Source organism: Adhaeribacter swui (assembly GCF_014217805.1).
Classification (GTDB): Bacteria; Bacteroidota; Bacteroidia; order Cytophagales; family Hymenobacteraceae; genus Adhaeribacter; species Adhaeribacter swui.
Genome location: NZ_CP055156.1, coordinates 2947848 through 2972836 on the forward strand (window position 1 = coordinate 2947848; position 24989 = coordinate 2972836).

Genomic DNA, 24989 nt, shown 5'->3' on the forward strand with positions numbered 1-24989 from the left:
TCTACATTTTACAGTTAAAGTTTGAATTCGCTCTTATGAAATATTCAAAAATATTTATAGCAGTAGTCGGCTCCCTCGTGTTTGGGATGTCTTCCTGCCACGACATCCTCGATATAACGCCGGTAGATAGGTATACCGATGCGGTTCTCTGGGAAGATATTAACTTATCTAAGGCTTATTTGCTGGATACCTACCGGGGTACCGGTATTGGTTACCGGCAGTATATGGTTACCGGGGTATCGGATGAGTCACAAATTAAATTCCGGGAGAACTTTTACGTGAGAGGTGACATCTCGCCCGATAATGCCGCCCCTTGGGGATTATCAAGCTACCTTCCGGGCTGGAACGACCATTACAAAAATATCCAAAAGCTGAACAAATTTCTCGACAATGTAGGACGGGCGGTGGAAGCTGCTTCCGCCGATAATAAGCCTTCGGTACAGGCTCAGGTAGATGTTTTGCGGGGCGAGGCCTTGTTTTTACGGGCGTATGCCTATTCGGAGCTTGCTCGCATCTACGGCGGTGTTCCCTTGCTGGCCAAAGAAAGCCAGATAAATCAGGATTTCCAGTCGATAACGCGGGCCTCTTTTGAGGAAACGATAAACTTTATTGTAAAAGATTGCGATGATGCGGCTGCCCTCTTGCTGGAAAAAAGCAGAACCGAGATGGGTAAAGCAACCAAAGCGGCGGCGCTGGCTTTAAAGTCTCGGATTTTGTTGTTTGCCGCCAGTGATTTAACGGCCGATGGCACTGCTGGTAGCAAGTTTGTTGGTTATACCAACCCAAATAGACAGGTGCTCTGGAAGGCGGCCCAATTGGCTGCTAAAGCAGTAATGGATTTGCCTGAAGTTGGTCTGGAAAGTTTTGGCGCCCCTGACAAAGAGCAGGTAAGTAATAGGATGGCTGCCTTTTTTGAAAAAAGAGATTTGGCAAGCCCTGAAGTGATCTGGGGCAAAATGTATTCGACTATTGACGGCGATATAAATTCGATGAATGGACAGAATGCGCCGAGCGGCACCGGATTTGCCACTTCCACCAATCCATCGCAAAAGTTGGTTGATACTTATCAGATGGAAGACGGCAGTAATTTCTATGAGCATTTCGCAGTGGATAACGACGTGTATAGAAACATTTCCGGTAAGTATAAAAATGAAAATATTTACAAAAACCGAGATCCCCGGTTCTACGCCACCATACTCTACGATAGCGCTCTTTGGAACGGAAGAAGTGTTGATATCCGTACCCGGGTAACCATTGAAAATGGGGTGGAAACCAAACGGGTTTTTGGCTATGATACCGAAAACAGTACTTACAATGCGCACAATGCCACCGTAACGGGCTATAGCCTTCGGAAATTGCTGATTGCAAATTTAACTGATCCGCTAAACCGGAATAATAATGCTTATATCGAATTCCGATACCCGGAGATTCTGTTAAATTATGCAGAAGCCAGCATCGCATTAGGGGAAATTTCGGAAGCAGCTACCTATATAAACATGATTCGCAATCGTGCGGGTATGCCTGATTTTACCGGAGACATAACCCAGGCCTTGCGTTATGAAAGACAGATTGAGCTGGCTTTTGAAAACCAACGTTGGTATGACATGAGAAGGTGGAAAATCTTGGTTCCGGAACTTACCAATGTTTATGGAATTAAGATTGATGAAGTAACAAATAACGGCGTTATTTCAACTACCTGGAAACGATTTGTTACCCAGACCCGGGTAGCCGTTGACCGAATGCTATGGATTCCGATCCCACGCATAGAAATAAACAAAGCCCCTCAACTGGAACAGAATCCGGGTTATAATTAATATTCTTTAAGTGCTAAATAATTGCCAAATGGTATTCAGAAGAATACCGTTTGGCAATACACTTAAATTTATAAATATGCTATTTTTTAAATTTTTAGTGTGCAGGACTTCCTATAGCAGAAGCATAATCTAGTTATGCATTGAAAAATGGATATTTCTACCTGGAAAAGGACCTGGGATATCCAGAATAGCGGAAGATTATGCCCTTTGCCAAGTGTGAGATTGTGAAACTAAAAAGACCGAAAATAAAGGAAACGTTTTCCATCAATTACGGATTATACAGAAAAGGTAACCAGTCGTCGGTTAATACAGCGGGCGAAATATTTAAAAAGCCAGATTCTAAATCCGGCTTACCTATTTATCAATAGAACAACCATGAACAGAAGAGAGGCTATCCGGAATATAATCGTTTTTACGGGCGGGGTAACCTTCTTGCCTGCTTACGCAGGATCGGAAGGAAGAGCATCTGTGGCCCTTAACAACATCAATATTTCGGCGCAACAGGAAAAACTTCTAGCCATTATTGCTGCTACTCTCATCCCAAAAACCGATACACCAGGTGCCGACGAAACAGGCGCCCATCTGTTTGTCCTGAAAATGGTAGACGATTGCTACGAGAAAGCGGATCAGGATAAATTTGTAGGGGGGCTGGATCAATTGGAGCAGGCTGCTCAAAAACGTTTTGGAAAATCAATGCTAAAATGTTCGGTGGCTGATCGTCAAAAGTTGTTGCAGGAGGTAGAAAATAAAGATGGATTCGCGCCGGAAGTTTATGCCTTTTACCAGATTATGAAGCAACGCACCATTCAGGGGTATATGACCTCCCGGTATGTGTTGGACAACATCAAGCATTATACCATTATTCCTGCTGTTAAATACGACGGGTACCACCGGATTGAAAATTAAATTGAGAGAATGGAAGAATTAAAATACGATTCGGCGAAGAATCGGACGTTTGACGCCATCGTGATCGGTTCTGGTATGAGCGGGGGCTGGGCGGCTAAGGAGTTTACCGAAAAAGGATTAAAAACCCTGGTGCTGGAGCGAGGTCGGGACGTTAAACATATAAAAGATTACCCAACGGCAAACAAATTGCCCTACGAATTTGAGCACCGGGGAGAAATACCGCTGGAGGAGAAAAAAAAGGATCCGATTATCAGCAGTTGTTATGCCTATGGGGAAGATACCAAACATTTTTTTGTGCGAGACAGCGAGCATCCGTATGTACAGGAAAAGCCATTCGACTGGATCCGCGGCTATCAGGTTGGCGGTAAATCGCTGATGTGGGCCAAGGCTACCCAACGTTGGAGTAACTTCGATTATGAGGGTCCGGCCAGGGATGGCTTTGCCGTAGACTGGCCCATCCGGGAAAAGGATATGGCCCCTTGGTACAGCCATGTGGAGCGGTTTGTGGGTATTGCCGGTAACCGCGACGGATTAAAACAATTGCCGGACGGCGAATTTCTTCCGGCTTTTCCCTTGAACGTAGTAGAAGATTATTTTAAAAATAAGTTAACGGAACTCTATGAGCACCGCCATGTAATCAGCGAACGGGTGGCACATTTAACTAAGCCAAACCCCATCCATCACGAACAGGGGAGGGGGCAATGCCTTACCCGTAATCTTTGCGCGCGGGGTTGCCCGCTCGGTGGGTATTTCAGCAGTAATTCCTCTACCATTCCTTGGGCAGCCAAGACCGGTAACATGACCTTACGGCCTTTTTCCGTTGTGCATTCTATTATTTACAACAACGACAAGGGCAAAGCAACCGGCGTGCGCGTGATTGATGCCAATACCAAAGAGATGATTGAATATTATGCCAAGGTAATTTTTGTAAACGCCGGCGCTTTAAATTCTAATTTGGTATTGCTTAATTCTACCTCGCATCGCTTCCCCAACGGGATTGGTAATGATAATGGCCTGATGGGTAAATTTGTGGCTTTCCATAATTACAGCGCGCGCATTAGCGCCACCCTGGAAAAAGGATTTGAAGAATATAATCCGGTGGGCACCAACCCCGCCGGGGGAGGTTACATGCCGCGTTTCAGAAATCTTTTTAAGCAGGAAACCGACTTCCTACGGGGCTATTCTGCAGGGGTGTCCGCCTACCGCAGCTCATCTTCTAGTTTATCAGGTGTAGGGCCGGATTTAAAGGAACAATTGTTAAATCCCAAACTCGGGCCCTGGAAAATTGGGTCGCACATGATGGGGGAAACTATCCCCAAAGAAACCAATCGGGTAAGCCTCGACCGCACCACGACTGACGCCTGGGGAATTCCATTATTAAAGATCTCGGTCGCTTACGACGACAATGATGAGAAGATGAAGCAGGATTATTTCGAACAATTCTCAAATATGTTTACGCGAGCCGGTTTTACTAATATCCAGATACAAAGTTCTTCGCCAAATCCGGGTAACGATATTCATGAAATGGGTGGGGTTAGAATGGGAAATGACCCTAAAACCTCTTTGTTGAATAAATGGAACCAGCTCCATTTGTGTAAAAATGTGTACGTAACAGATGGTGCGGCTATGACCTCTACCTCTACGCAAAATCCGTCCCTTACTTATATGGCCCTTACCGCGCGAGCAGTAGACCATGCCGTAAATCAATTAAAACGAGGCGATTTATAAATGTAAGCTAGGTTTATTGAAGCATGAATTAGTAAAAACTTAAATTAACTACAGCGTGAGTTTCAGCATTCTAAGGTTGGTAGCATTCTAAAAAGATTTTTATGATTTTAAAACAGTTTCTAAGAAAAGAATTTAATTTAGTATGTTTGAAACCATTATTCCCAATAGTTTATAGTCATTTTTGAGCCCTATGAAGAGTAACGAAACAAAGTCCACGGTCAGCAGACGGATGATAATACTAAGTCAGCTGGAAAAGAACGGGGAGGTCAATATCAATGACCTTAGTTCATCGCTCGGGGTGAGTACCGTAACTATTCGGAATGACCTGGAGCAACTGGAAAAGAAAAATATGCTGTTGCGCGCCAGGGGTGGGGCCATGAAGATTTCGCAGGATCACGTTAGTCTTGATTTTCCGTTGTCGGATAAACAGAAAAAACACCTGCTTGAAAAAAAGGAGATTGGCAAGAAAGCCACGGAGCTGATAGAAGAGCGCAATACCATTATTCTGGATTCCGGATCCACCACTTTTGAAATTGCCAAGAACCTAGGGAAATTTGAAGAATTAACCGTTATTACTAACGCCATTAATGTGGCCAATTACCTGGCGGAGCAAAGAAATATCACCGTAATCGTACCGGGCGGCACGCTTCGTAATAATTCTCTTTCTTTGGTAGGTAATCTGGCGGAAAAAGGGTTCAAGAACTATTTTTGCGATAAACTCTTCCTGGGCGTAGATGGATTTGATATCAGTTATGGTTTATCCACGCCCAACGTGGAAGAAGCTCACCTGAACCAGATCATGATAGAAATGTCACAAAAAGTGATTGTGGTGGCCGATTCCAGCAAATTCGGGCGGCGGGGCTTTGCCTTTATTGCCCCCATCAACCGCATCCATGCCCTGATTACGGATAGCGGTATCCCGCTGGAAGTGAAAAATAAACTCATAGGCATGGGGATAGAAGTGCTAATCGCATAAGTGCCTCGGATTTTCTTTTAATACAAGCTATTGTACCTGCTAAGTTACTACATATGTTCAGGTGCAACCGGCGAGGTAAAATGTAACTATTCTGTTTCCGGTTCAAAAACAGAGTCGATTTTGATTCCGGTATAGCAGTTTATAGGTATTTGAAACATACCTGTTTATAACATTGTGTTACTTCTGGTTCTGCTTTTCTGTTTTTTTTAAATTTTTATTATTTAGAAAGAGTAGATGCTCTGTTATGCATCCGGGTGTAGGATGCTGGCGATCTATTGCCCTATTTTTTTGACCGGAAAATACCTGAGCTTATAAAATCATTAAACTTAAATACTTCCTGCATTGTGCAATCAGGAAAGTACAACCACCTTAATAAACCTTAATAGCTATGAAAAAAAATCGCAGGGAATTCCTGAAAATAACCGGTTTTGCAGGTATAAGCGTTGCGGGGGCTAGTATCTTGCCCGGCTTTGCTAACGAAAAAAATAAAGGGAATATCCCTGATAGGGAAATAGATGAAAAAGATCAAAGCATCATTGGGTTATACGGTGCCTGGGCAAATTCTTTAAACGCAAACAAATTGCCTCCCTTTTCTTTTAGAAACCAAAAATGGCCGGATCTGGAAAAATGGCGAAAAGCGGCGAAAGACCGGGTAGTGGAACGATTAGCTATTCCGGACATAGGCGGTTTACCCAAAGTAACAATAAAGAAGCAGTACAACTATGACGGCTTACATATAGAAGAACTTAGTTGGCAATTACCTTATGGCCGCCCAACAGAAGCGATTTTATTAAAGCCGCAGAACGCGAAAGGCCAGCTGCCCGGTATTCTGGCTTTACACGATCATGCCGCCAACAAATATTTTGGTTGTCATAAAATCACCCGGACTTCGGATAAGCAACATTCGTTGATGAAATACCACCAGGAACACTACTATAGCGGTATTGCCTGGGCGAATGAAATAGCCAAACGCGGGTATGTGGTTTTGGTTGCTGATGCCTTTGCGTTTGCCAGCCGCCGGGTAATGCTACAGGATGTGCCCACCCGACAGCGAAATGGTTTAACGGATCCCGGCCTGGAAAATTCGGAAGGTATTGCAAGTTATAACACTTGGGCCGCCGATCACGAGCATATAATGGCTAAATCTTTATTTTGCGCCGGCACCACCTGGCCCGGAGTATTTTATGCCGAAGACCAAAAAGCGCTGGACGTTTTGTGTGCCCGGGCAGATGTGGATGCAGATAAAGTAGGCTGTGGAGGACTTTCGGGTGGAGGCCTTAGAACCGTTTTTTTGGCTGGCCTTGATCCAAGAATCAAGTGTGCAGTTGATGTTGGCTTTATGAGTACCTGGAAAGATTTTCTCCTTAATAGATCCTATACCCATACCTGGATGACGTATGTTCCTTTACTCCCAAATGAGTTAGATTTTCCGGATATATTAAGTTTAAGGGCGCCACTACCAATCCTGGTTTTAAATGATAGTGATGACCAATTGTATACTTTGCCCGAAATGAACCAAGCCGAAAAAGTGTTAGCGGAGGTATATAAAAAAGCCGGAGCGGAAGATCGTTTTAAGTGCTCTTATTACCCGGGACCCCATAAGTTTGATGACAAAATGCAGCAGGAAGCTTTTAATTGGTTTGACCAATGGTTAAAAGCCTGATTTTAAATAAGCAGCCAGAGAGAATTTTTAAAATTTTAGCCATCATGTGTCTGCTTTCAAGACAATAGAAAAGTAAATCAAAAATTTAATGGAAATAAAAATTTTTAAAAATCCGATGGAGTTGGGCAAATCTGCGGGCAGAGCAGCGGCTGACTTAATTCGGCAAACGATAGCTGATCAGGGTTACGCGAATGTAATATTAGCCACCGGTACGAGCCAGTTCGAAACTCTAAATCAGCTTATTGCTGAAAAGGATATTGATTGGACTAAAGTAACCATGTTCCATTTGGATGAATATATTGGCTTACCCATTACGGCCAAAGCCAGTTTTCGGAGATATTTAAAAGAACGTTTCCTGGACAAGGTTCCGGCCTTAAAAGCAACCTACCTGGTAAACGGAGAAAATAATCCAGAAGCAGAATGTGAACGTTTAGGTATTGCCATTAATTTGCATCCGATTGATGTGGCCTTGGTTGGAATAGGAGAGAATGGCCATTTAGCCTTTAATGATCCCCCTGCTGATTTTGATACGGAGCAGCCCTACATTATTGTGGAATTAGATGAGCAATGTCGTCGGCAGCAATTTAATGAGGGGTGGTTTGATACTTTGGAAGATGTGCCCAATAAAGCTATCAGTATGTCGGTGAAGCAAATTATGAAAGCGAAGCATATTATCTGCTCGGTACCGGATAGCCGCAAAGCAACCGCCGTACGCAACTGTTTAGAAGAAGCCGTTGACAACCAGTACCCTGCCAGTATTTTGCAACTGCATTCTAACTGCAGCTATTATTTAGACGAAGCATCCGCTTCCTTGCTATCAGCGGATGTGCAAGAAAATTTAAAAAACTGAGTGGTTTATATGCTGTTCTAAATAGTTTATAAGGGTTGAGCCGCTTAAATTTATTGGGTTCATAACCCAAAGCTCACAGGTTCGAGTCTTGTTCCCGCTACTTAAAATTTAGAAGGCCTTTCTACTTTAGAAAGGCCTTTTAGATATTCTTTCAGAACCGCATTTCTGTCAAATTGAATCGTACCATTGGTTCAAGTTTAGCCTTGCCCAGCAAGGCTCCGGATAGGTGGCAAATCCCTAAGTGGCTGTTTTTACCAAGGGCAACTGGTTGGTTCCGGAAAGTATTCTTCGCTTATAAATTTTCCGGTTGGTCCATCCGGACCAGTTAAGGCATATTTTGTAATCCGGGCACCGGCTTCCTGCACAGTACTGGTGCCTTGGTAATTGGTAAAGTCGGTTTTGGTATATCCCGGGCAAACCATATTTATTTTAAACAAAGTATCGCGCAGTTCATAAGCCAGATTAATGGTATACATGTTCAGGGCAGCTTTGCTGGATTGGTATACGGCCAGTTTGTAGTTGTAACCGCTACTGGCTGGGTCGGCGGCTAAAGTAAGCGAGGCCATGGCGGTACTTACATTTACAATGCGGGGTACCGGCGATTTTTTTAAAAATTCTATAAACGCCTGGGTTACCCGCGCTATCCCGAACACATTGGTTTCGTACACGTTCCTGAACTGGTCCATGGTAGCATCCAAGGCCGATTGCGGAAACCCGCCCGAAATGCCCGCATTATTAATTAATACATCCAGAACTTCTGTTTTTTTGCTTATTACTCTTGCCGCAGCATCTACAGATGCCTGATCGGTAACATCTAACTGCACGGCTTCTAGGTTATGTAGGCCATCTGCTTTAAGTTTTGCTACGGCCGCTTGGCCGCTTTCCAGGTTGCGGCTGCCTACATAAACAAAGAAACCTTTTTGGGTAAGTTGTTTGGCTACTTCCAAGCCAATGCCTTTGTTGGCGCCGGTAATTAATGCTGTTTTCATGTAACAAATTATTTAAATTACAACAGCAAAAGTAGCGGTCAAGAAACCGGGCGAGGCGGACAAATCATGAGAATAGCTGGATTAATCGTGGTGCTCGGCTAAGTATGTGCTGATGCTTTTGCCGGTGTACTTTTTAAATAACCGTGAAAAATAATCGGGGTCGTTGAAGCCCAGTTCGTAGGCAAGTTCTTTCACCGAAAAATTGGAATACTGCAGTTTACGCTGCGCTTCCAGCATGAGCCGGTTTGTCATCCATTCTTTGGGCGATACACCCGCAAATTCTTTAACAACCCCATACAGGCTGCTGGTAGTCATGTTTAATTTTTCAGCAATGGAGTGTACATCGTGCTGCTCCGTCAGGTGCGTTTCTACGGCTAGTTTAAAGGCGATGTATTTGTTCAGCTTCGGATTGGCTACTATTACTTGGTTGCTTTGTTCAAAATAAGCGCTGTTAAACTCAGTTAAAAGGGTGTTTAGGTGGGCTAAAACAATTTCTGTTTTGGGTGGCTTGCCTTTGGTATGCAGCAACTGGAACAAATTAGAAAAAACAGACTTTACCCGTTCTTTAGCCTCCGGATCGAAGGTGATGGTGTTGGTATTGAGCGGGTTTAACAAAAACGGAAAAGAATTTGGCAAGAGCGCCAGCGTACTTTCATCAAACCCTACTTTATAGTTCGGGTAATGATGCACTTGGGTCGGGTTACAGAAGATTTGATTGGGTAAACCAAAAATTAACTGGCTGCCGGCAATGGTAATATCCTGTAAATCTATTTTATACGTTTCGGAGCCTTCTTCCAGAAATACAAAATAGTAAAAAGATAGCTTATGCGGCTGCAGCAACTTTTCCAGAATATCCGGTGGTACGGCAACTTGGCAATTTTCGTTCACCGTAAGCTCCAACCGGGGGTGATGCTTCATCCGGTTAATAATTCCTGCGAGTTCTTGCATTTATCTTTTAGTACTTTATACAAATATAAAGCCCCAGAAGTTTTTTGCTTCCGGGGCTTATTTAATTTTAAAATATGCGCTTATTAATAAGATCTACAGGCAAGTAAGTTTATGTGTTACTAAATTATGGCATCGCAGTACCAGTTTTCTAAATCAAATTTTATTTCTTTTTGGGCCGGAATTAAATGCTGAATGGCTTCGGTAACCGGATAAGCATATTTCTCGGCATTGTATTTTTTTATAGGCGTGGCAAAGGTAGAATAAGTTTTAAAATTTTCGTCGGTGTCGGTGCTCTCGGGCGATAAAGGAACTAAGCGCGGATAGCCCAAGGCCGTATCCACTGTTTTACAAAATGCATCCGCTTCTTCCTTCATGTTAAAAATTACGTACTGAATCATGCCTGCCATGGTCTTACCAATTTATTGTACTTTGTATGCTACTTAATTCCGGCTTCGTGTTGCGTAGAAGCTCTTGTTTTTAAATTAAAAAATTACTGCGTTTTTAATGCGCCATATACATTTATCGCCCGAATTAGAAAAGGTAACCCAAGCTTTATGTATTCTGACAAAAACAAAGCCAAACCAGATTGAAATTTTTTAAATTTTATTAACCACCAGAGTAAAAAAAACAGCGAAGTAGTGGATAGGTTTAGCCCAAAAACGAATTAGAGCGTCAAAATTTGCATTACTTTATTTCATATTGCCGTTGGTGCAGCGGAAAACCAGAGAAAATTGGTATATTTTGAATCTGAAATAAAACCACTGCCAGTTCAGGTTGTAAATAAAAACTTATGAAAAATACTTCTTTAAATCGCAGAAAGTTTGTAAAAGATACTTTAGCCGGAGCCGCTGGTATAGCCGGGTTAACTACGTTGCCGTTAGATTTACTGGCCGCTCCAAATAAAATTATTGTTTCGGAAGAATCTACAACTTCAGGAGAAGTGCGGCCATCTTTGCCTCCTAAAATTAAGTTTGCGGTAATCGGGCTTAACCACGGGCACATTTACTCGCAGGTGGAGGCGGTAATTAGAGGCGGGGGGCAGTTAATTTCGTTTTACGCGAAAGAAGATGATTTAGCCGCCGCATTTACTAAAAAGTACCCCCAGGTAAAAAAGGCCCGTTCCGAAAAAGAAATCCTAGAGGATAAAGCTATTCAACTGGTGGTAAGCGCTTCTATTCCGGATGAGCGGGCGCCACTGGGTGTTCGGGTAATGCGCCACGGCAAAGATTTTATGGTAGATAAACCAGGTATAACCTCATTGGAGCAACTGGCGGAAGTGCGCCGGGTACAAAAAGAAACCAAGCGGATTTATTCGATTATGTACAGCGAACGTTTGGAGAACAAGGCTACCGTAAAAGCCGGCGAATTGGTAAAAGCGGGCGCAATTGGCAAAGTTATTCAGACCATTGGTTTGGGACCACACCGCATGAACCCAAAAACCCGCCCCGATTGGTTTTTCGACCGGCAGCGTTTTGGTGGTATAATCTGCGACATTGCCTCGCATCAGTTTGATCAATATTTATATTTTACAGGGTCTACGCAAGCCGATGTGGTGGCCGCTCAGGTGGGTAACGTTAATCATCCGCAGTACCCGAAGTTCGAAGATTTTGGCGATGCCATGCTGCGCGGAAACAAAGGTATGGGCTACATCCGCGTAGACTGGTTTACGCCCGATGGGCTAAAAACCTGGGGCGATGGCCGGCTTACTATTCTGGGTACCGAAGGTTTCATTGAAATCCGGAAAAACATTGATATTGGTGGTAGGGAAGGTGGTAACCACTTGTTTCTGACGGATCAAAAAGAAATGCGTTACGTGGACTGCAGCAAAGAGCCTTTGCCTTACGGCGAACAATTAGTAAACGATATTGTAAACCGCACCGAAACCGCCATGACCCAGGAGCACTGCTTTTTAGCCACCGAATTAGCGCTTAAAGCCCAACAGCAAGCAAAATCAATCAGCATCTAAAATTTTAATTTTTTAAAATTTTCAAATTACATAAAAGTAGCCCGGCCGATGATCTGCGTTTTGGAAGATTTTAATAATCTGTAAAATAGAAAATTTTAAAAAAGTTTAGCAACCAATCGCCCTGGTTGGTGTCTTCACAAACCAGTTCTATCTCCAAGCTGGGCTGCTTGCGAGTAAAATATGCAGTAAAGGTAACGCAGGCTTGTAATCTAAATTAAAAAAAGAGAAGGGCTTAACCTGGTTAATAGGTTAAGCCCTTCTCTTTGTATGGGTAGCACTTGGATTAGGTTGGAATCAAATGTTATTAATCTACCCGGAATTTGTTAATGCCTAGTTGCACGTATCCTTTGCTGAGTTTATTGGCCTGATCGAACAATTTAAGCGCCTGCTGAAAATCAGCGTCGGTTTCGTGGAAGATAGGATAGAGGCCTTCGGGTCCGTATACACTGCGGGCAATGTAGGCTTTAATGTTGTTCTTTAGTAAGTTCTTCGAACGTTTAAATTCCTTATCATTATAGGTGATTTTTAAACTTTTAGCTTCTTTGTTAATTTCATCCAGCATTTTATCTGTCACCTCAAAAGTAGCTTTAAATTTTTCGAAAGGTATTTTCTGTAGTTCAGCTTTATGATCCTGGTAGTAATTAATGGCAAACTCCCGCACCAGGTTTTTACTGTATAGCTCGTTCAGGTAATTGGTAAGTTCCATGGTATCGCGGGCCACAAAAACATCCGGCATAATACCGCCGCCACCATAAACTATCCGGCCGTGCGCCGTTTTATATTTTAAAGAATCATTAAATTTAATGCTATCCGGGTGGAAAAATTCGCCGTGCTGAAAACGGTTTAAGATATCCATTTCGTAATCTTCGGAGCCTTCTGTATACGGTTTTTGGATAGAGCGGCCGCTGGGGGTATAATACCGCGAAATAGTTAAGCGCAGCTCCGAGCCATCGTTTAACGGAATAGGCATTTGCACCAAACCTTTACCAAACGAACGGCGGCCCACAATCAAAGCCCGGTCATTGTCCTGGAGCGCCCCCGACACAATCTCCGAAGCCGAGGCGCTGCCTTCGTCTATTAATACGATTACCGGTCCTTCTTCAAATTCGCCGCGTACGTGGGCGTAGGTTTCGTTGTCGTACTTGGTGCCTTTGCCATCGGTATACACAATTTTTTTATTCCCCGAAATAAACTCGTCGGCCATGCGGGTAGCGCGATCCATGTAGCCGCCCGGGTTGCCCCGTAAATCCAGAATCAGGCGGTCCATGCCTTTCTTCTTGAGCTTTACTAAAGTAGATTTAAATTCGTCGTAAGTATTGGCGGCAAAGCGGGACACTTTAATATAACCCGTATGATTATCGACCATATAGCCGGTTTCTACCGAAACGGTAGGTATTTTATTGCGGGTAACCACAAAATCCATAGGTTTTTTCTCGTTCCGGCGCATAATGGTCAGGTTTACTTTGGTGCCTTTGCTTCCGCGTAGTTTTTCAAACACGCCTTGCGTGGTAATGCCTACTCCAGCAATATTTTTCTTATCAACCTGAATTATTTTATCGCCGGCTTGCAAACCCACCGCTTCGGAAGGGCCGCCGCTCAGGGGAGCCACAATAAAAACCGTATCTTTAAAAATATTAAATTCTACCCCAATGCCATCAAAGTCGCCTTCCAGGTAAGAACGGGCTACATCCATTTCTTTGGCCGGAATATAAGCCGTATGCGGGTCTAATTTCTCCAGCATTTTATTAATGGCAAAGTCGGATAACTCTTCTATGTTTACCGTATCTACATAATCCCGATCAATGTAAGAAAGAATATCGCGGTACTTTAAGTAACTTTTAGCGGTGCTCTGCGGATTATTACTGGAAGCCTGGAAAACATTAGCGCCAATTAAAATGCCAACGGCCATAGCTAAACCCAAAAACAAAGGTAGTTTTACCTGAAAAGGGGTATTTTTAAATTTTTCGCTCATAATTACTAAATGTATTGCCGTCAAAAATCCGCGAAGACTAATGGCGGGTAAATGTAACCCAATATATAATATTTCTAATTACAATGCTAGTGGTAATTTACTCCTTCGGCATACAAAGATCTTTAAAATAGAGTTGCATTTTTAGAGGTACTGCGCCGAAGGTAAAACCTTAAAAATAAATAGATTAATTTAGTAAACTGTTTATAACCTGATTGATCCGTATAGTTTAGGTTATTAGTATCCGTTTCTACGGAAATTTACTATTACCTAGTTGATCGTTTGCTGCAAAATATTTTAAAATTTTAAAAATTTGCTTGTGAGCAGTTTGGGTTAACTTTAATTATTTAAGTGAGCGGTAATAAAAACCAGACATGCATACAAGATTAACCGCTGTAAAAATGTTGCGTTTTCAAAAAATCCTCATTTTAAAATCTTAAACTTGCTCTTCTTAAAGCAAATTATTTTCGGTACGTTTTTAATTTAGAATTATGGCACGTGTGGTGGCAATTGATTACGGCAATAAACGGGTTGGTTTAGCGGCAACCGATCCGTTAAAATTAATCGCTAACCCTCTAGAAACGGTGCACGCCCAAGAAGTTATCACGTACCTGAAAGCATACGTGCAGCGCGAAGAAGTAGAAGCTTTTGTAGTAGGAATGCCGAAAAAACTAGATAACACGCCTACCGATGTAACAAGTGCCGTTATTGGCTTTGTACGCAAATTGCAAAAAGAAATACCCACCATACCCGTGCATACCATCGACGAGCGGTTTACTTCCCGGATGGCCTCCCGGGCCATGCTGGCCGGGGGCTTGAAAAAGAAAGACCGGCAAAACAAAGCCACCGTAGATAAGGTAAGCGCTGCTATTATTCTGCAATCTTTTTTAGAGGCTAATCCTTAAATGCTACTGGGGCCATTGCCGGTAGAACGAAATTCTAAACTCTTTTCACTGATTTTACCGTGTTTAAACAGGTAATATTTTTTTATTCTGGTCGTTTTTTTTGAGCAGGCTTTATTTGCTGTAAGGCTACTTAAAGATTTCTTCTTAATTTTGCCGCAATATTCTTGTTTGATTAAGGAAGCGGTTTAGCAAGAAGAAAGATGGAAAAATGCTTACAGCTTCCTTAAAGTCAACCTGGTTTTACCGTAAATAGACTTAGTTAATTTTTATGATATACCCAATTACCGCTTATGGCGATCCGGTTTTGCGCACCAAGGCTACTGATATACCGCAGGATTATCCGGATTTAAAAAAACTGGTTGCCGATATGTACGAAACCATGTACCACGCGCATGGCGTAGGCTTAGCCGCCCCCCAAATTGGCAAAAGCCTGCGGTTGTTTGTAATTGATTCAGCCCCTTTTGAAGAAGACGAGGAAAAGAAAAAATTAGCCGTAAAGCAAGCTTTTATTAACCCGCAAATAATAGAAGAAACCGGCGACGAATGGGCTTTTGAAGAAGGCTGCCTGAGCATTCCTGGCGTGCGGGAAGATGTATTCCGCCCCGAAAAAGTGTTAATCCAGTATTTTGATGAAGATTGGAACCAGCACGAAAAAACTTTTGACGGATTAGTTGCCCGGATTATTCAGCACGAGTACGATCACATTGAAGGCGTATTATTTACTGATCATTTATCTGGGTTCCGCAAACGCTTAATTAAAAGCAAACTTACCAAAATTAGCAAAGGCGACGTAGATGCCGATTACGTAATGCGGTTTTACGGAAATAAAAGATAATTTAAAAAGTTCAGCTAACCTTAAGTTGGCACTAGCTTAAAACAAAGAACTCCGGCCGGTTTAACTTGCCGGAGTTCTTTGTTTAAAGCCCGCCAGAAAATCAGATTTTTAAAATTTCCATTTCTAGGAAAAAACAGGTGGAATTAGTTGCTATAAAAACTATTGTACAAAGGGACTAATCTGTAATTCCCAAATTATTTGAACATCTAACATCTAGTTGCCCGCATTATTAACCGACTTTAAGATGGGCTGTAATCTTTTATCGCTTAAACAATACCGGTGGCCTTCTACCAGCAAGTGCATTACTAAGTGTTCCACGGCAATGGGCGAGCCGTAGGCTACTTCATCAATGTTGCAATATTGAATCTGGCTGCCATCGATAATGGTAACTACCCCGGGGCCAAAAACTTCTACTAAACTGCCTTCTTTAATAATTACCCCGGTTTCTTCGCCCAAGCCAATACCAATATAGTCGGGCCATTTGGCAATGGCTACGGCTAAACGGCCAAACCGGCCACGTTCCGTAAAATGGGAATCGATGTATACTTTTTGCACAAACGATAGGCCGGAACAGGTTTTAGTTTCACCTTTAACCAAAGAGTTAGAGCCGTAACCTTCGTAAATCATGCGGTTAGATATGGCGCTAGCCCCAGCGCTGGTGCCGGCAATTACAATTTCCTCTTGCTGATACCGTTGCTGCATTAATTGCTGCACCTGGGTATCCAACAAAAAGCGGTTAATCCGGCGTTGGTCGCCGCCCGTAAAAAAGAAAATATCGGCTTGCTTTATCCGCTCTAAATACTCAGGTTTATCGGCTTCATTTTGTTCATCAATGTGCATTACCCGGGCATTTGTTAAACCCAACTCTACAAAGGCTTCCTGGTAAGCATCGCCTGATTCCTGCGGCGAAGGAGCCGCTGTAGTTATTACTTCCACCACCGAGTCAGGGTGGCAATAATCTGCCCGGATAAGTTGAAGCAAGCCATCATCATCGCCGCCCCCGAGAGCAATAAGCGTACCTTTGGGTTTTGTCATGGGTTGTATTTAAAACATATTATTGTGCATACTCCCTCCCGGGCCGGTAGGTTTTTTAAATTCAACCTGGCAAAAGTATAGTGCCACTAATTTTATAAAAATGTGCTGAAATTGTGTAATGCTTAGCCCTTACTTGCTGCGTAATTTTGCATAGTTACTAAAAGATAAACCAGTATTTCAGGTAGATGATTGCTGGTAAGTTTAACATGCCTAAATAAATTGATATGAACGCAACTGCCACTCTCGCCCCCGATGCTATTACCGCTACTTACCCGGTTGATGGCATGACTTGCGCCGCTTGTGCTGCCAGCGTAGAGTCTATGCTGCAAGCGCAACCGGGTGTGGTATCGGCCGCCGTGTCTTATGCCAATCGTTCGGTAGCAGTATCCATAGAGCCCGGTAAAACTAATTTTACTCAATTGCAAAAAGCGGTACGCCAGATTGGTTATGATTTACTGGCAAATCCCGAAACAGCCGAAGAATTAGAAAAGCAGCATTACGCCCGTTTAAAGAAAAGAACGTGGGGTGCTTTTATCTGCGCGCTGCCGGTAATTGTAATCAGCATGTTTTTTCACGAAGGTTTCCCCGGATCAAATTGGCTATTATTGGCGCTTACCACGCCGGTGGTAATGTGGTTCGGCCGCGACTTTTTTGTGAGCGGTTTTAAAAAAGCGCGCCATGGCACTGCTAACATGGATACGCTGGTGGCTCTTAGTACCGGCGTAGCCTTTGTGTTTAGCGCTTTTAACACCATTTATCCGCAGTTTATGCGCCAACAGGGTTTGGAACCCCAGGTGTATTTTGAGTCTGCTGCGGCAGTAATCGCTTTTATTTTACTCGGTAAATTGCTCGAAGAACGGGCGCGCCGGGGTACATCGGCTGCTCTAAAAAAATTAATTGGGCTGCAACCCAAAAAGGTAAAAATACTGCAAGCCGATTTAACCGAAATTGAAATTCCAATTGAAGAAGTGCAGGCCGGCGACCGCATCCGCATAAGGCCGGGCGAGAAAATACCCGTGGACGGCGTAGTAAAAGAAGGCGAATCGTTCGTGGATGAAAGTATGCTTACGGGAGAACCGCTTGCTTTGCCCAAAAAAGCAAACGATCGGGTATTTACGGGCACGCTTAACCAAAAAGGTAGCCTGGAAATTGTGGCGCAAAAAACCGGCTCCGAAACCATGCTGGCGCAAATTATCCAAACCGTGCAAAAAGCCCAGGCTAGTAAGCCACCGGTTCAAAAACTAGCTGATCAAATCTCCGCGGTATTTGTACCCGTGGTGTTGGTGCTGGCGCTTTTAAGTTTTGGCATCTGGTATTTTTTTGGGCCAAACAATAGTTTAACCTTTGCTTTGCAGGCTTTTGTTACGGTATTAATTATAGCTTGTCCTTGTGCTTTGGGCTTGGCAACTCCTACCGCCATTATGGTGGCCGTGGGCAAAGGCGCCGAAAATGGAGTTTTAGTGAAAGATGCGCAAAGCTTAGAAACGGCCCACCAGGTAAACGCGGTAGTTCTGGATAAAACCGGTACCTTAACCAAGGGTAAGCCCGAAGCAGAAGCTTTTATCTGGTTAGTTCGTGCTAATCAGGTAGAGATAAAAGAAGCGGTATTAGCTATAGAAAGCCGTTCGGAGCATCCTCTGGCCGAAGCTATTACACGTAAATTAAACCAGGAAGAAGTAGAAAAGGTTGAACTTACCCAATTTACCAGCATTACCGGGCAAGGTGTGCAGGCCAAAGTAAAAGACCATTTATTTCGGATTGGTAACCGCGCGTTTTTACTTGATTCCGGAGTAATTATCTCGGCAGAAGCGGCGCAAATAGCCGAAAAGCAAACAAAATTAGCTAAAACCTTGGTTTACGTTGCGGCTGATCAGGAGCTAGTAGCCCTAATTCCGGTAACAGACCCCATAAAAGAAACTTCGGCTCAGGCAGTTCAGGAATTACAGCACTTAGGTCTGCAAGTGTACTTACTTACCGGCGATAACGCGCAAACGGCCGAGGCAATTGCCCGTCAAACCAACATCAGTAACGTAGCAGCTGGAATTTTACCCACTGGTAAAGCCGATTACGTAAAACAATTACAGCAGAAGAACTTAGTTGTAGCCATGGTGGGCGATGGCATAAATGATTCACCGGCTTTGGCCCAGGCAGATTTAGGTATTGCCATGGGGCATGGTACCGATGTGGCTATGGAAACGGCAGGTTTAACTTTAATGCAATCTGACCTGCGATACATTGCCAAATCTATTAAACTTTCCCGGGCTACCGTTCGCACGATTCGGCAAAATTTGTTCTGGGCCTTTATTTATAACTTAATTGGCATACCTATCGCCGCAGGGGTATTGTATCCGGTAAATGGATATTTATTAAACCCAATGCTGGCGGGCGCAGCCATGGCTTTAAGTTCGGTATCGGTTGTGGCAAATAGTTTGCGTTTACGACAAAAAACACTTTAATCAGTGGTAGTAAAAAAGTAAAAATTTAAAAATAGTACATTAGATGCCCTAACGAAAGAGGCGGAGTTTTCTCCGCCTCTTTTATTTTTTAATTCTGTGCTATCATTCGAAACAGGTAAGCGTTCTCCCCACCTTTTAAGTAACAAACATAATGGAAATATTCTGACCGCATTAATTTCGAAATGGATGTAGTTTAGTATTAGCAAACAGTTGATTATAGTAGGATAATCTAGTGTTTAGCGTCTAGTGTCTAATATCCAATATCCAGCATCTGGTTACTACTTCACCAGTGCTTTGTTAATTGGCGTAGGACTGTTAAATAAATCACTATTTAAATTTTGGCTCACTACAATATCGGTCATGCTCATTTTGGCATCGCCGCGGTTCGAGGCAATTTTAAACTTTCCGTATTTCTGGTAATCAGCCCATGGCCGGGTAAATGTCGGCTTTTCGTCGGTAGCATTCCGGAAAAAAGACCATTCTGTTACCAAGCCGGATTTTTTATCAACTCCAAGAATATAGCGGTTATTTGGTGTTACGCCTACATCTTTAAAAGTAAGCTCTATTAAATCAACATCAGCCCCGGTCTGGGTTTTTCCTTCTCCTTTATATTTTAATGTAACCCCATTGTCGCGGAGCTTAAAAGGCATGAGTAGCCAGTAGGAGTTGTTCGCCCAAATAGCGTATTGTTTATCCAGTATTTTTTGCTTTTGAGCTTCGTCGGTGAGCACTTTGCCTTTGCTGTAAACAGTGCCTTCTTTGGTTTTTAAATCCGACACTACTACCAACGTGTCTTTTTCATACCGGAATTTGTTTTCAAATTTATCCCAGATATGATACTGCCCCAGCCAACTCCAGGCAATGTAGCGGGTATTGTTCCAGTTTTTGGTGCCGCCCATGTTTTTAATTACTTTATCGGCTAGGGCAAGGGCTTGCTCATCCGAAGTATTTGCCGTGTTTTGGGCCAGCAAAATGCCGGGTAAAAAAGTAAATAAAGCAACTAAAAGTCGGGTAATCGTTTTTCGAAACATTCTTTTGCAGCAGGTAAAACTAAGCTTTCTTTCAACTGATTAAAGATAAAAAACAGAATTTAAAAAATTAGAATTTAGCCAGGTTTCTCTTGTTATTTCGGGCAGTATTTACACCGGTAAATTCTACTGGTTTTGCTTCAGGCCAGACTCCCTCTTTTTGGTATCCGTAAATCGTAATAAGTACAAAAAATTAACCTGTCTGGGGTGCCTTGCGTAAGCGTGCTTGAAATAGCCCCGTATAAAACACGTGAAGCAGGCGCTAAAAGCAACATTAATTGGTGTTTGTTGCCAACTATTTCCGGTACAAGGGAGCTATATATAAACCAAAAACAGAAATTTTTAAAAAAATGGCAAAATATACTTTTAAAGATGTACTCTCTATTGGCAAACATGCTGTGTCGGAGTTCATGGAAAATAACTCTTTTCGTTTGGCCGCAGCTTTATCCTATAATACCATATTTGCTTTGCCGCCGCTGTTATTAATTATTATTACGGCCGCCAGTACTTTTCTGGGCGATGTAGACTGGTCTAGTAAATTAGGGTTGCAAATTCAAGGGATGATTGGGAGAGACAGCGCCATTGAAGTGCAAAAAATGATTGATAATATCAACCGCAACGATGCCAAAGGCATTATGGGAGCTGTCGGCATCGGGGCGCTTATTTTTACCGCTACTACTTTTTTTATAACCTTGCAAGATGCGCTTAATACCATCTGGAACATAAAGGCTAAGCCCAAAAACAACATTGTAAAAGTAGTAAAAGACCGGTTTTTATCTTTCGGTTTGATCCTGAGTATCTCCATCCTGATGTTAATTTCATTTATAATAAGTGCTGCTTTAACGGCCATGATGGATATTTTAAAACAAATTTTCCCGGATGTAGCGGTTGTTTTCATGCAAATTATTGATTTTGCTTTTTCTACCGGGTTTATTACCTGTTTATTTGCCCTTACTTTTAAATACCTGCCCGATGCCATTATCCGCTGGAAAGATGTTTGGGTAGGCTCTTTTTTAACGGCGCTGCTGTTTGTTATTGGTAAATACCTGATCGGCTTTTATCTGGGTAATAGCGATGTAGCCTCGGCTTATGGAGCGGCTGGTTCGGTTATCATTATTTTAGTTTGGATTTATTATTCTTCGCTAATTATCTTTTTTGGCGCGGAGTTTACCCAGGAATACGCCGATCGGTTTGGGGAAAGAGTACGTCCGAAATCGCATGCTGTAGAGGTGCGTTTGCAAGAAGTTACCCACGACGAAAGCCAGGATAAGGAGGCTGGCCGCCCGCCCGCCCAGGGCAGGTTCCGTAAAGAATAAAATAACTAAGTGTACATAAATTAAAAAGCCAACCCGGTCAAGTACCGGGTTGGCTTTTTAATTTTAGTGGTTTATAAGCCAGTAAATGACTATTCAAGCGCTCCCGCATCTGAAATGTATTCCATTTGTGCGAGGGCTTGTTTCGTTAAAAATAAGCAAGGTTGCGATTCTTAAAACGGCTCTTCTTTTAAAACTTAGCGCAATAAGTTAAAAATTTTATATAATAAAATAAATATATAACAATTTTAGACTAATTGGCATGATTATTCCTGCTATATACCCAAGTGCTTCCACTTTAAAACATTTATTAAAACAAAAGTTTCGACTACTTAAAAGCCTTTTTACACACATACTTAGCCTGGTTTACTAATATCTATTTCATTTTAGCCTATGTTATACAAAATTCTACTTCATGTAATAAACAAAACCTTTTTCTTACAGAGGTTCGTTGGCTTGTTGTTTTTCCTCCTAACTCTATTACCGTCCGTTCAAGCACAGACTGTGGATGCCAATTTTAAACCATCCGTTTACAGTAATTACGAGATGGATGGCCAAGTTTTAGCCAGCGCTTTGCAGCCCGAAGATAGAAACCTGATTATTTCGGGTGATTTTACCAAGATAGATGGCTCTATCCGCAAATCTTTGGCGCGTTTAAAGTCGGATGGTAGTCTGGACCTTAATTTTAATCCCGGAAACAGTGTAGATGCCAGTATTACGGCCATAGCGGTGCAGCCCGATGGCAAAATAATTATTGGTGGTATGTTTACTTCCTACGATGGTAAACCTCAGAATAAATTAGCCCGCTTAAATAAAAACGGTACCCTGGACGAAACTTTTCATACGGGTAAAGCATCGGCTAACAATTTCTCGATTGGTACCGGAGGTAATAACTACATTAACGCTATTGAGCTACAAGCCGATGGTAAAATAATAGTAGGTGGCTATTTCACCACTACTTCCGGATTTTACTTAAGTAAAATTGCCCGTTTAAATCCGGATGGTACCATTGATACTTCGTTTAACCCGGGCTTTGGCGTTAATAATACCGTAAACACGGTAGCGGTTCAACCTGATGGTAAGATAATTATTGGTGGTTCTTTTACCGCTGTAAACAATATCAGCCGGGTACGGATTGCCCGCTTGAACACCGATGGCAGCCTGGATACCAGCTTTGATGCCGGTATGGAAGTAAGCTCCGATGCAACTACAAAACTAGATAAGGTGCTGTTACAGCCCGATGGCAAAGTGCTGATAGCCGGCGATTTTGTTTCGGTAAAAGGACACCCGCAACGTTATTTTGCCCGCCTGAACAGTGATGGCAGCTTAGATGCCTCATTTAATAATGGGGGCGGTGCCGATGGCGTTGTTAGTTATTTATTGTTACAGCCCGATGGGAAAGTGGTTCTGGCCGGTGATTTTGAAAATATCAATGAAGTATCTAGCCAGCACATTGCCCGCTTAAATGCCGATGGTACCCTGGATAACACCTTTGTGCCGGGATCTGGTGCGGATGGCAAAATTGTAACGTTAGCTCTTTTCCCGGATGGCAACATTGTAGCTGCCGGTAGCTTTACTTCTTATTCTGATGTGGAGTGCCAGAACATTGTGCAAATAACACCGGTCGGAAAGCTTAATACGGCTTACAATATTGCTAAAGGTAATAGAAGTAAAGTAAAAGCTATCCAGATTCAATCGGATGGTAAAATCTTAATTGGCGGCAGCTTTTCGGCCGTAACTACCATCTCCCGCAACCATGTGGCGCGTCTGAACCCGAGTGGTACATTAGACAAAAATTTTAATGCTGGTGCAGGGCCCGATGATTTTGTGAATGCGCTTGGATTACAATCTGACGGGAAAGTAGTAATTGGCGGTAGTTTTACTACTGTAAACGGAATTAATCATAGCTATATAGCGCGGTATAACGCCAGTGGTACCTTAGATAGTAAATTTAATGCCGAAACCAATGCGGCAGTAGAAGCAGTAGTGATTCAAAAAGATGGCCGTATTTTAATTGCCGGTAGCTTTACGCAGGTAAACGGCCAGGCTAGAACCCGGATTGCGCGTTTAAATGCTGATGGTACCCTGGACGAAAGCTTTAACCTGGCTACTGGTATTAATAATACAGTATCAGCCATGCTCGTGAATGCCGATGGTAAAATCGTAATTGGCGGAGCCTTTACTAAAGTTAATAATTTTAATCGTAAGTATTTAGCCCGTTTAAATTCTGATGGTAAATTGGATAACAATTATTATCCGGGAACTGGCTTGGATGGTGCCGTTGAAGCGCTGGTTCAACAACCCGATGGTAAGCTAATTTTTGCGGGTTTATTTACGTCCGTAAATGGAGAAGTTAAAAAGAATATCGCCCGTTTGAATACAGATGGTTCACTGGATGCTTCTTTTAATACCAATTCCAATAATGCTATCTACACCGTATTGCTGCGGGAAGACGGTCGTATTATGATTGGCGGTATATTTACACAAATTGATGGCAAAGTCCGGAACCGGGTGGCTCGTTTAAAAATAGATGGTAGTTTAGATCCTACATTTGATCCCCGTATTGGAAGTAATGCGGGCACCAACCGGGAAGTAAATACGCTGGCTTTAATGCCGGATCAGCGCTTGCTTTTAGGAGGTTACTTTACTATGATCACGGGTAAAGGACGTACCCGGATTGCTATGCTCTCCGCTAAAGCTCCCCAGATCATAAAGTTATCACCCGTAGCAGATGTAACTGATCAAAGAACTTCAGTACCGGTTTCTGCTACGGCATCTTCTGGTTTACCTGTTACCATCGAAGTAGTGTCTGGTCCGGCCGTGCTGGAAGGAAATAATTTAAAAATTACCGGTACCGGCGAAGTTAAAATTAAAGCAACGCAGCCAGGCAACGAAGATTATGCTGCGGCTCCTCCGGTAGAATTAACTTTCTGCGTTACTCCAGTGCAGCCAACAATTACCGTAAACGGCAACGTTCTTACCTCCAGCAGTGATACGAATAACCAATGGTATTTTAATGGTGAACCCATTGCAGATGCAACAGACAAAACGTACACTGCCACTCAAGCTGGTGATTATTCCGTGCGGGTAGGAACAAATAGCTGCCTTTCGGTAGCGTCAGGGGGGCAAAACATCAGTAAGGAAACTATAGAAGCAGGAAAACCAAAGCCGGAGACTCCGGTGGTTGCCCTATCTGCTTATCCAAATCCGGCTACTACGCAGTTGTTCGTTAAAGGTACTGGTGTTGGACCTGGCTTAGTTACCGTTTACTTGTATGATGCTGCTGGCCGCAAGGTATGGCAGGAACAAGTGGAAAGTACCACGCCTGATTTAGATCTAAGCTTCTCGATAGCTAAGCTGCCCCGCGGTTATATGATCTTGCGCGTAATTACACCCAATGGCGTTATTCAACAACACCAGGTATTACAATAATCATTTCTAATAACCGCTAAAAAGCAACAGCGCGTCTAAGTATTTGGGCGCGCTGTCGCTTTTTTATAAAACAGTATCAACTTTCGCCAGCTACCACCTGCTGGGTCCTAATAAGCGGAAGTGTTCCACTTCCGGCCAGTTGAAAACTGGCAATCATCGATAACTTCCTTCATACT

General features: G+C 42.9%; 18 protein-coding genes. 12 read left to right on the forward strand and 6 right to left on the reverse strand.

The features are described 5' to 3' along the window. Window positions 1–35 precede the first annotated feature (35 nt). The 6 genes from HUW51_RS12605 (at window position 36) to HUW51_RS12630 (ending at window position 7937) form a co-directional block, all read left to right on the forward strand. Window positions 36–1814 (forward strand): RagB/SusD family nutrient uptake outer membrane protein, encoded by a 1779-nt coding sequence (locus HUW51_RS12605; RefSeq protein ID WP_185274370.1) that lies wholly within the window; start codon window positions 36–38, stop codon window positions 1812–1814. Between the two features lie 375 nt (window positions 1815–2189). Further along, on the forward strand, window positions 2190–2720 hold the full coding sequence (locus tag HUW51_RS12610; protein ID WP_185274371.1) for a gluconate 2-dehydrogenase subunit 3 family protein: 531 nt from the start codon (window positions 2190–2192) through the stop codon (window positions 2718–2720). Between the two features lie 9 nt (window positions 2721–2729). Beyond that, a complete protein-coding gene (locus HUW51_RS12615; RefSeq protein ID WP_185274372.1) occupies window positions 2730–4448 on the forward strand; it encodes a GMC oxidoreductase in 1719 nt (572 codons plus the stop codon). A gap of 190 nt (window positions 4449–4638) precedes the next feature. Continuing rightward, complete coding sequence (gene agaR / locus HUW51_RS12620) at window positions 4639–5424, forward strand: transcriptional repressor AgaR (RefSeq protein WP_185274373.1); 786 nt, start codon at window positions 4639–4641, stop codon at window positions 5422–5424. Window positions 5425–5812: 388 nt separating this feature from the next. After that, window positions 5813–7087 (forward strand): dienelactone hydrolase family protein, encoded by a 1275-nt coding sequence (locus HUW51_RS12625; protein WP_185274374.1) that lies wholly within the window; start codon window positions 5813–5815, stop codon window positions 7085–7087. A gap of 88 nt (window positions 7088–7175) precedes the next feature. Then, window positions 7176–7937, forward strand: coding sequence for a glucosamine-6-phosphate deaminase (locus HUW51_RS12630; RefSeq protein WP_185274375.1), 762 nt, complete (start codon window positions 7176–7178; stop codon window positions 7935–7937). A gap of 251 nt (window positions 7938–8188) precedes the next feature. Here HUW51_RS12630 and HUW51_RS12635 read toward each other — a convergent pair whose 3' ends face one another. From HUW51_RS12635 to HUW51_RS12645, 3 genes are all read right to left on the reverse strand, one after another. Beyond that, complete coding sequence (locus tag HUW51_RS12635) at window positions 8189–8926, reverse strand: SDR family oxidoreductase (RefSeq protein WP_185274376.1); 738 nt, start codon at window positions 8924–8926, stop codon at window positions 8189–8191. Window positions 8927–9007: 81 nt separating this feature from the next. Next, window positions 9008–9874 (reverse strand): AraC family transcriptional regulator, encoded by an 867-nt coding sequence (locus tag HUW51_RS12640; protein ID WP_185274377.1) that lies wholly within the window; start codon window positions 9872–9874, stop codon window positions 9008–9010. A 119-nt stretch (window positions 9875–9993) separates the two neighbouring features. Continuing rightward, window positions 9994–10281: a hypothetical protein gene (locus tag HUW51_RS12645; RefSeq protein WP_185274378.1), complete on the reverse strand. Its 288-nt coding sequence runs from the start codon at window positions 10279–10281 to the stop codon at window positions 9994–9996. Between the two features lie 383 nt (window positions 10282–10664). Here HUW51_RS12645 and HUW51_RS12650 point away from each other — a divergent pair, with 383 nt between their 5' ends. Continuing rightward, complete coding sequence (locus HUW51_RS12650; RefSeq protein WP_185274379.1) at window positions 10665–11840, forward strand: Gfo/Idh/MocA family protein; 1176 nt, start codon at window positions 10665–10667, stop codon at window positions 11838–11840. Window positions 11841–12144: 304 nt separating this feature from the next. On the opposite strand, the gene HUW51_RS12655 is transcribed toward HUW51_RS12650, so the two are convergent. Continuing rightward, window positions 12145–13812 carry a S41 family peptidase gene (locus tag HUW51_RS12655; protein WP_185274380.1) on the reverse strand — a complete coding sequence of 556 codons (1668 nt, stop codon included), beginning with the start codon at window positions 13810–13812 and terminating at the stop codon, window positions 12145–12147. 488 nt (window positions 13813–14300) lie between these two features. Here HUW51_RS12655 and ruvX point away from each other — a divergent pair, with 488 nt between their 5' ends. Further along, a complete protein-coding gene (gene ruvX / locus HUW51_RS12660) occupies window positions 14301–14714 on the forward strand; it encodes a Holliday junction resolvase RuvX (protein ID WP_185274381.1) in 414 nt (137 codons plus the stop codon). 268 nt (window positions 14715–14982) lie between these two features. Next, on the forward strand, window positions 14983–15549 hold the full coding sequence (gene def, locus HUW51_RS12665; protein ID WP_185274382.1) for a peptide deformylase: 567 nt from the start codon (window positions 14983–14985) through the stop codon (window positions 15547–15549). A 213-nt stretch (window positions 15550–15762) separates the two neighbouring features. Here def and HUW51_RS12670 read toward each other — a convergent pair whose 3' ends face one another. Next, entirely contained in the window at window positions 15763–16584 is an 822-nt protein-coding gene (locus tag HUW51_RS12670) for a cyanophycinase (protein WP_185274383.1), read from the reverse strand. 224 nt (window positions 16585–16808) lie between these two features. Between HUW51_RS12670 and HUW51_RS12675 the strand changes: the two genes are divergently transcribed. Continuing rightward, entirely contained in the window at window positions 16809–19040 is a 2232-nt protein-coding gene (locus HUW51_RS12675) for a heavy metal translocating P-type ATPase (protein ID WP_185274384.1), read from the forward strand. A 278-nt stretch (window positions 19041–19318) separates the two neighbouring features. Here the strand turns inward: HUW51_RS12675 and HUW51_RS12680 are convergent, their stop codons facing one another. Next, window positions 19319–20071, reverse strand: coding sequence for a hypothetical protein (locus tag HUW51_RS12680; RefSeq protein WP_185274385.1), 753 nt, complete (start codon window positions 20069–20071; stop codon window positions 19319–19321). Window positions 20072–20418: 347 nt separating this feature from the next. Here HUW51_RS12680 and HUW51_RS12685 point away from each other — a divergent pair, with 347 nt between their 5' ends. Together HUW51_RS12685 and HUW51_RS12690 are read left to right on the forward strand one after the other, a co-directional pair. Further along, on the forward strand, window positions 20419–21384 hold the full coding sequence (locus HUW51_RS12685; RefSeq protein WP_185274386.1) for a YihY/virulence factor BrkB family protein: 966 nt from the start codon (window positions 20419–20421) through the stop codon (window positions 21382–21384). 543 nt (window positions 21385–21927) lie between these two features. Continuing rightward, entirely contained in the window at window positions 21928–24813 is a 2886-nt protein-coding gene (locus tag HUW51_RS12690; RefSeq protein WP_228467027.1) for a T9SS type A sorting domain-containing protein, read from the forward strand. Window positions 24814–24989 lie beyond the last annotated feature (176 nt).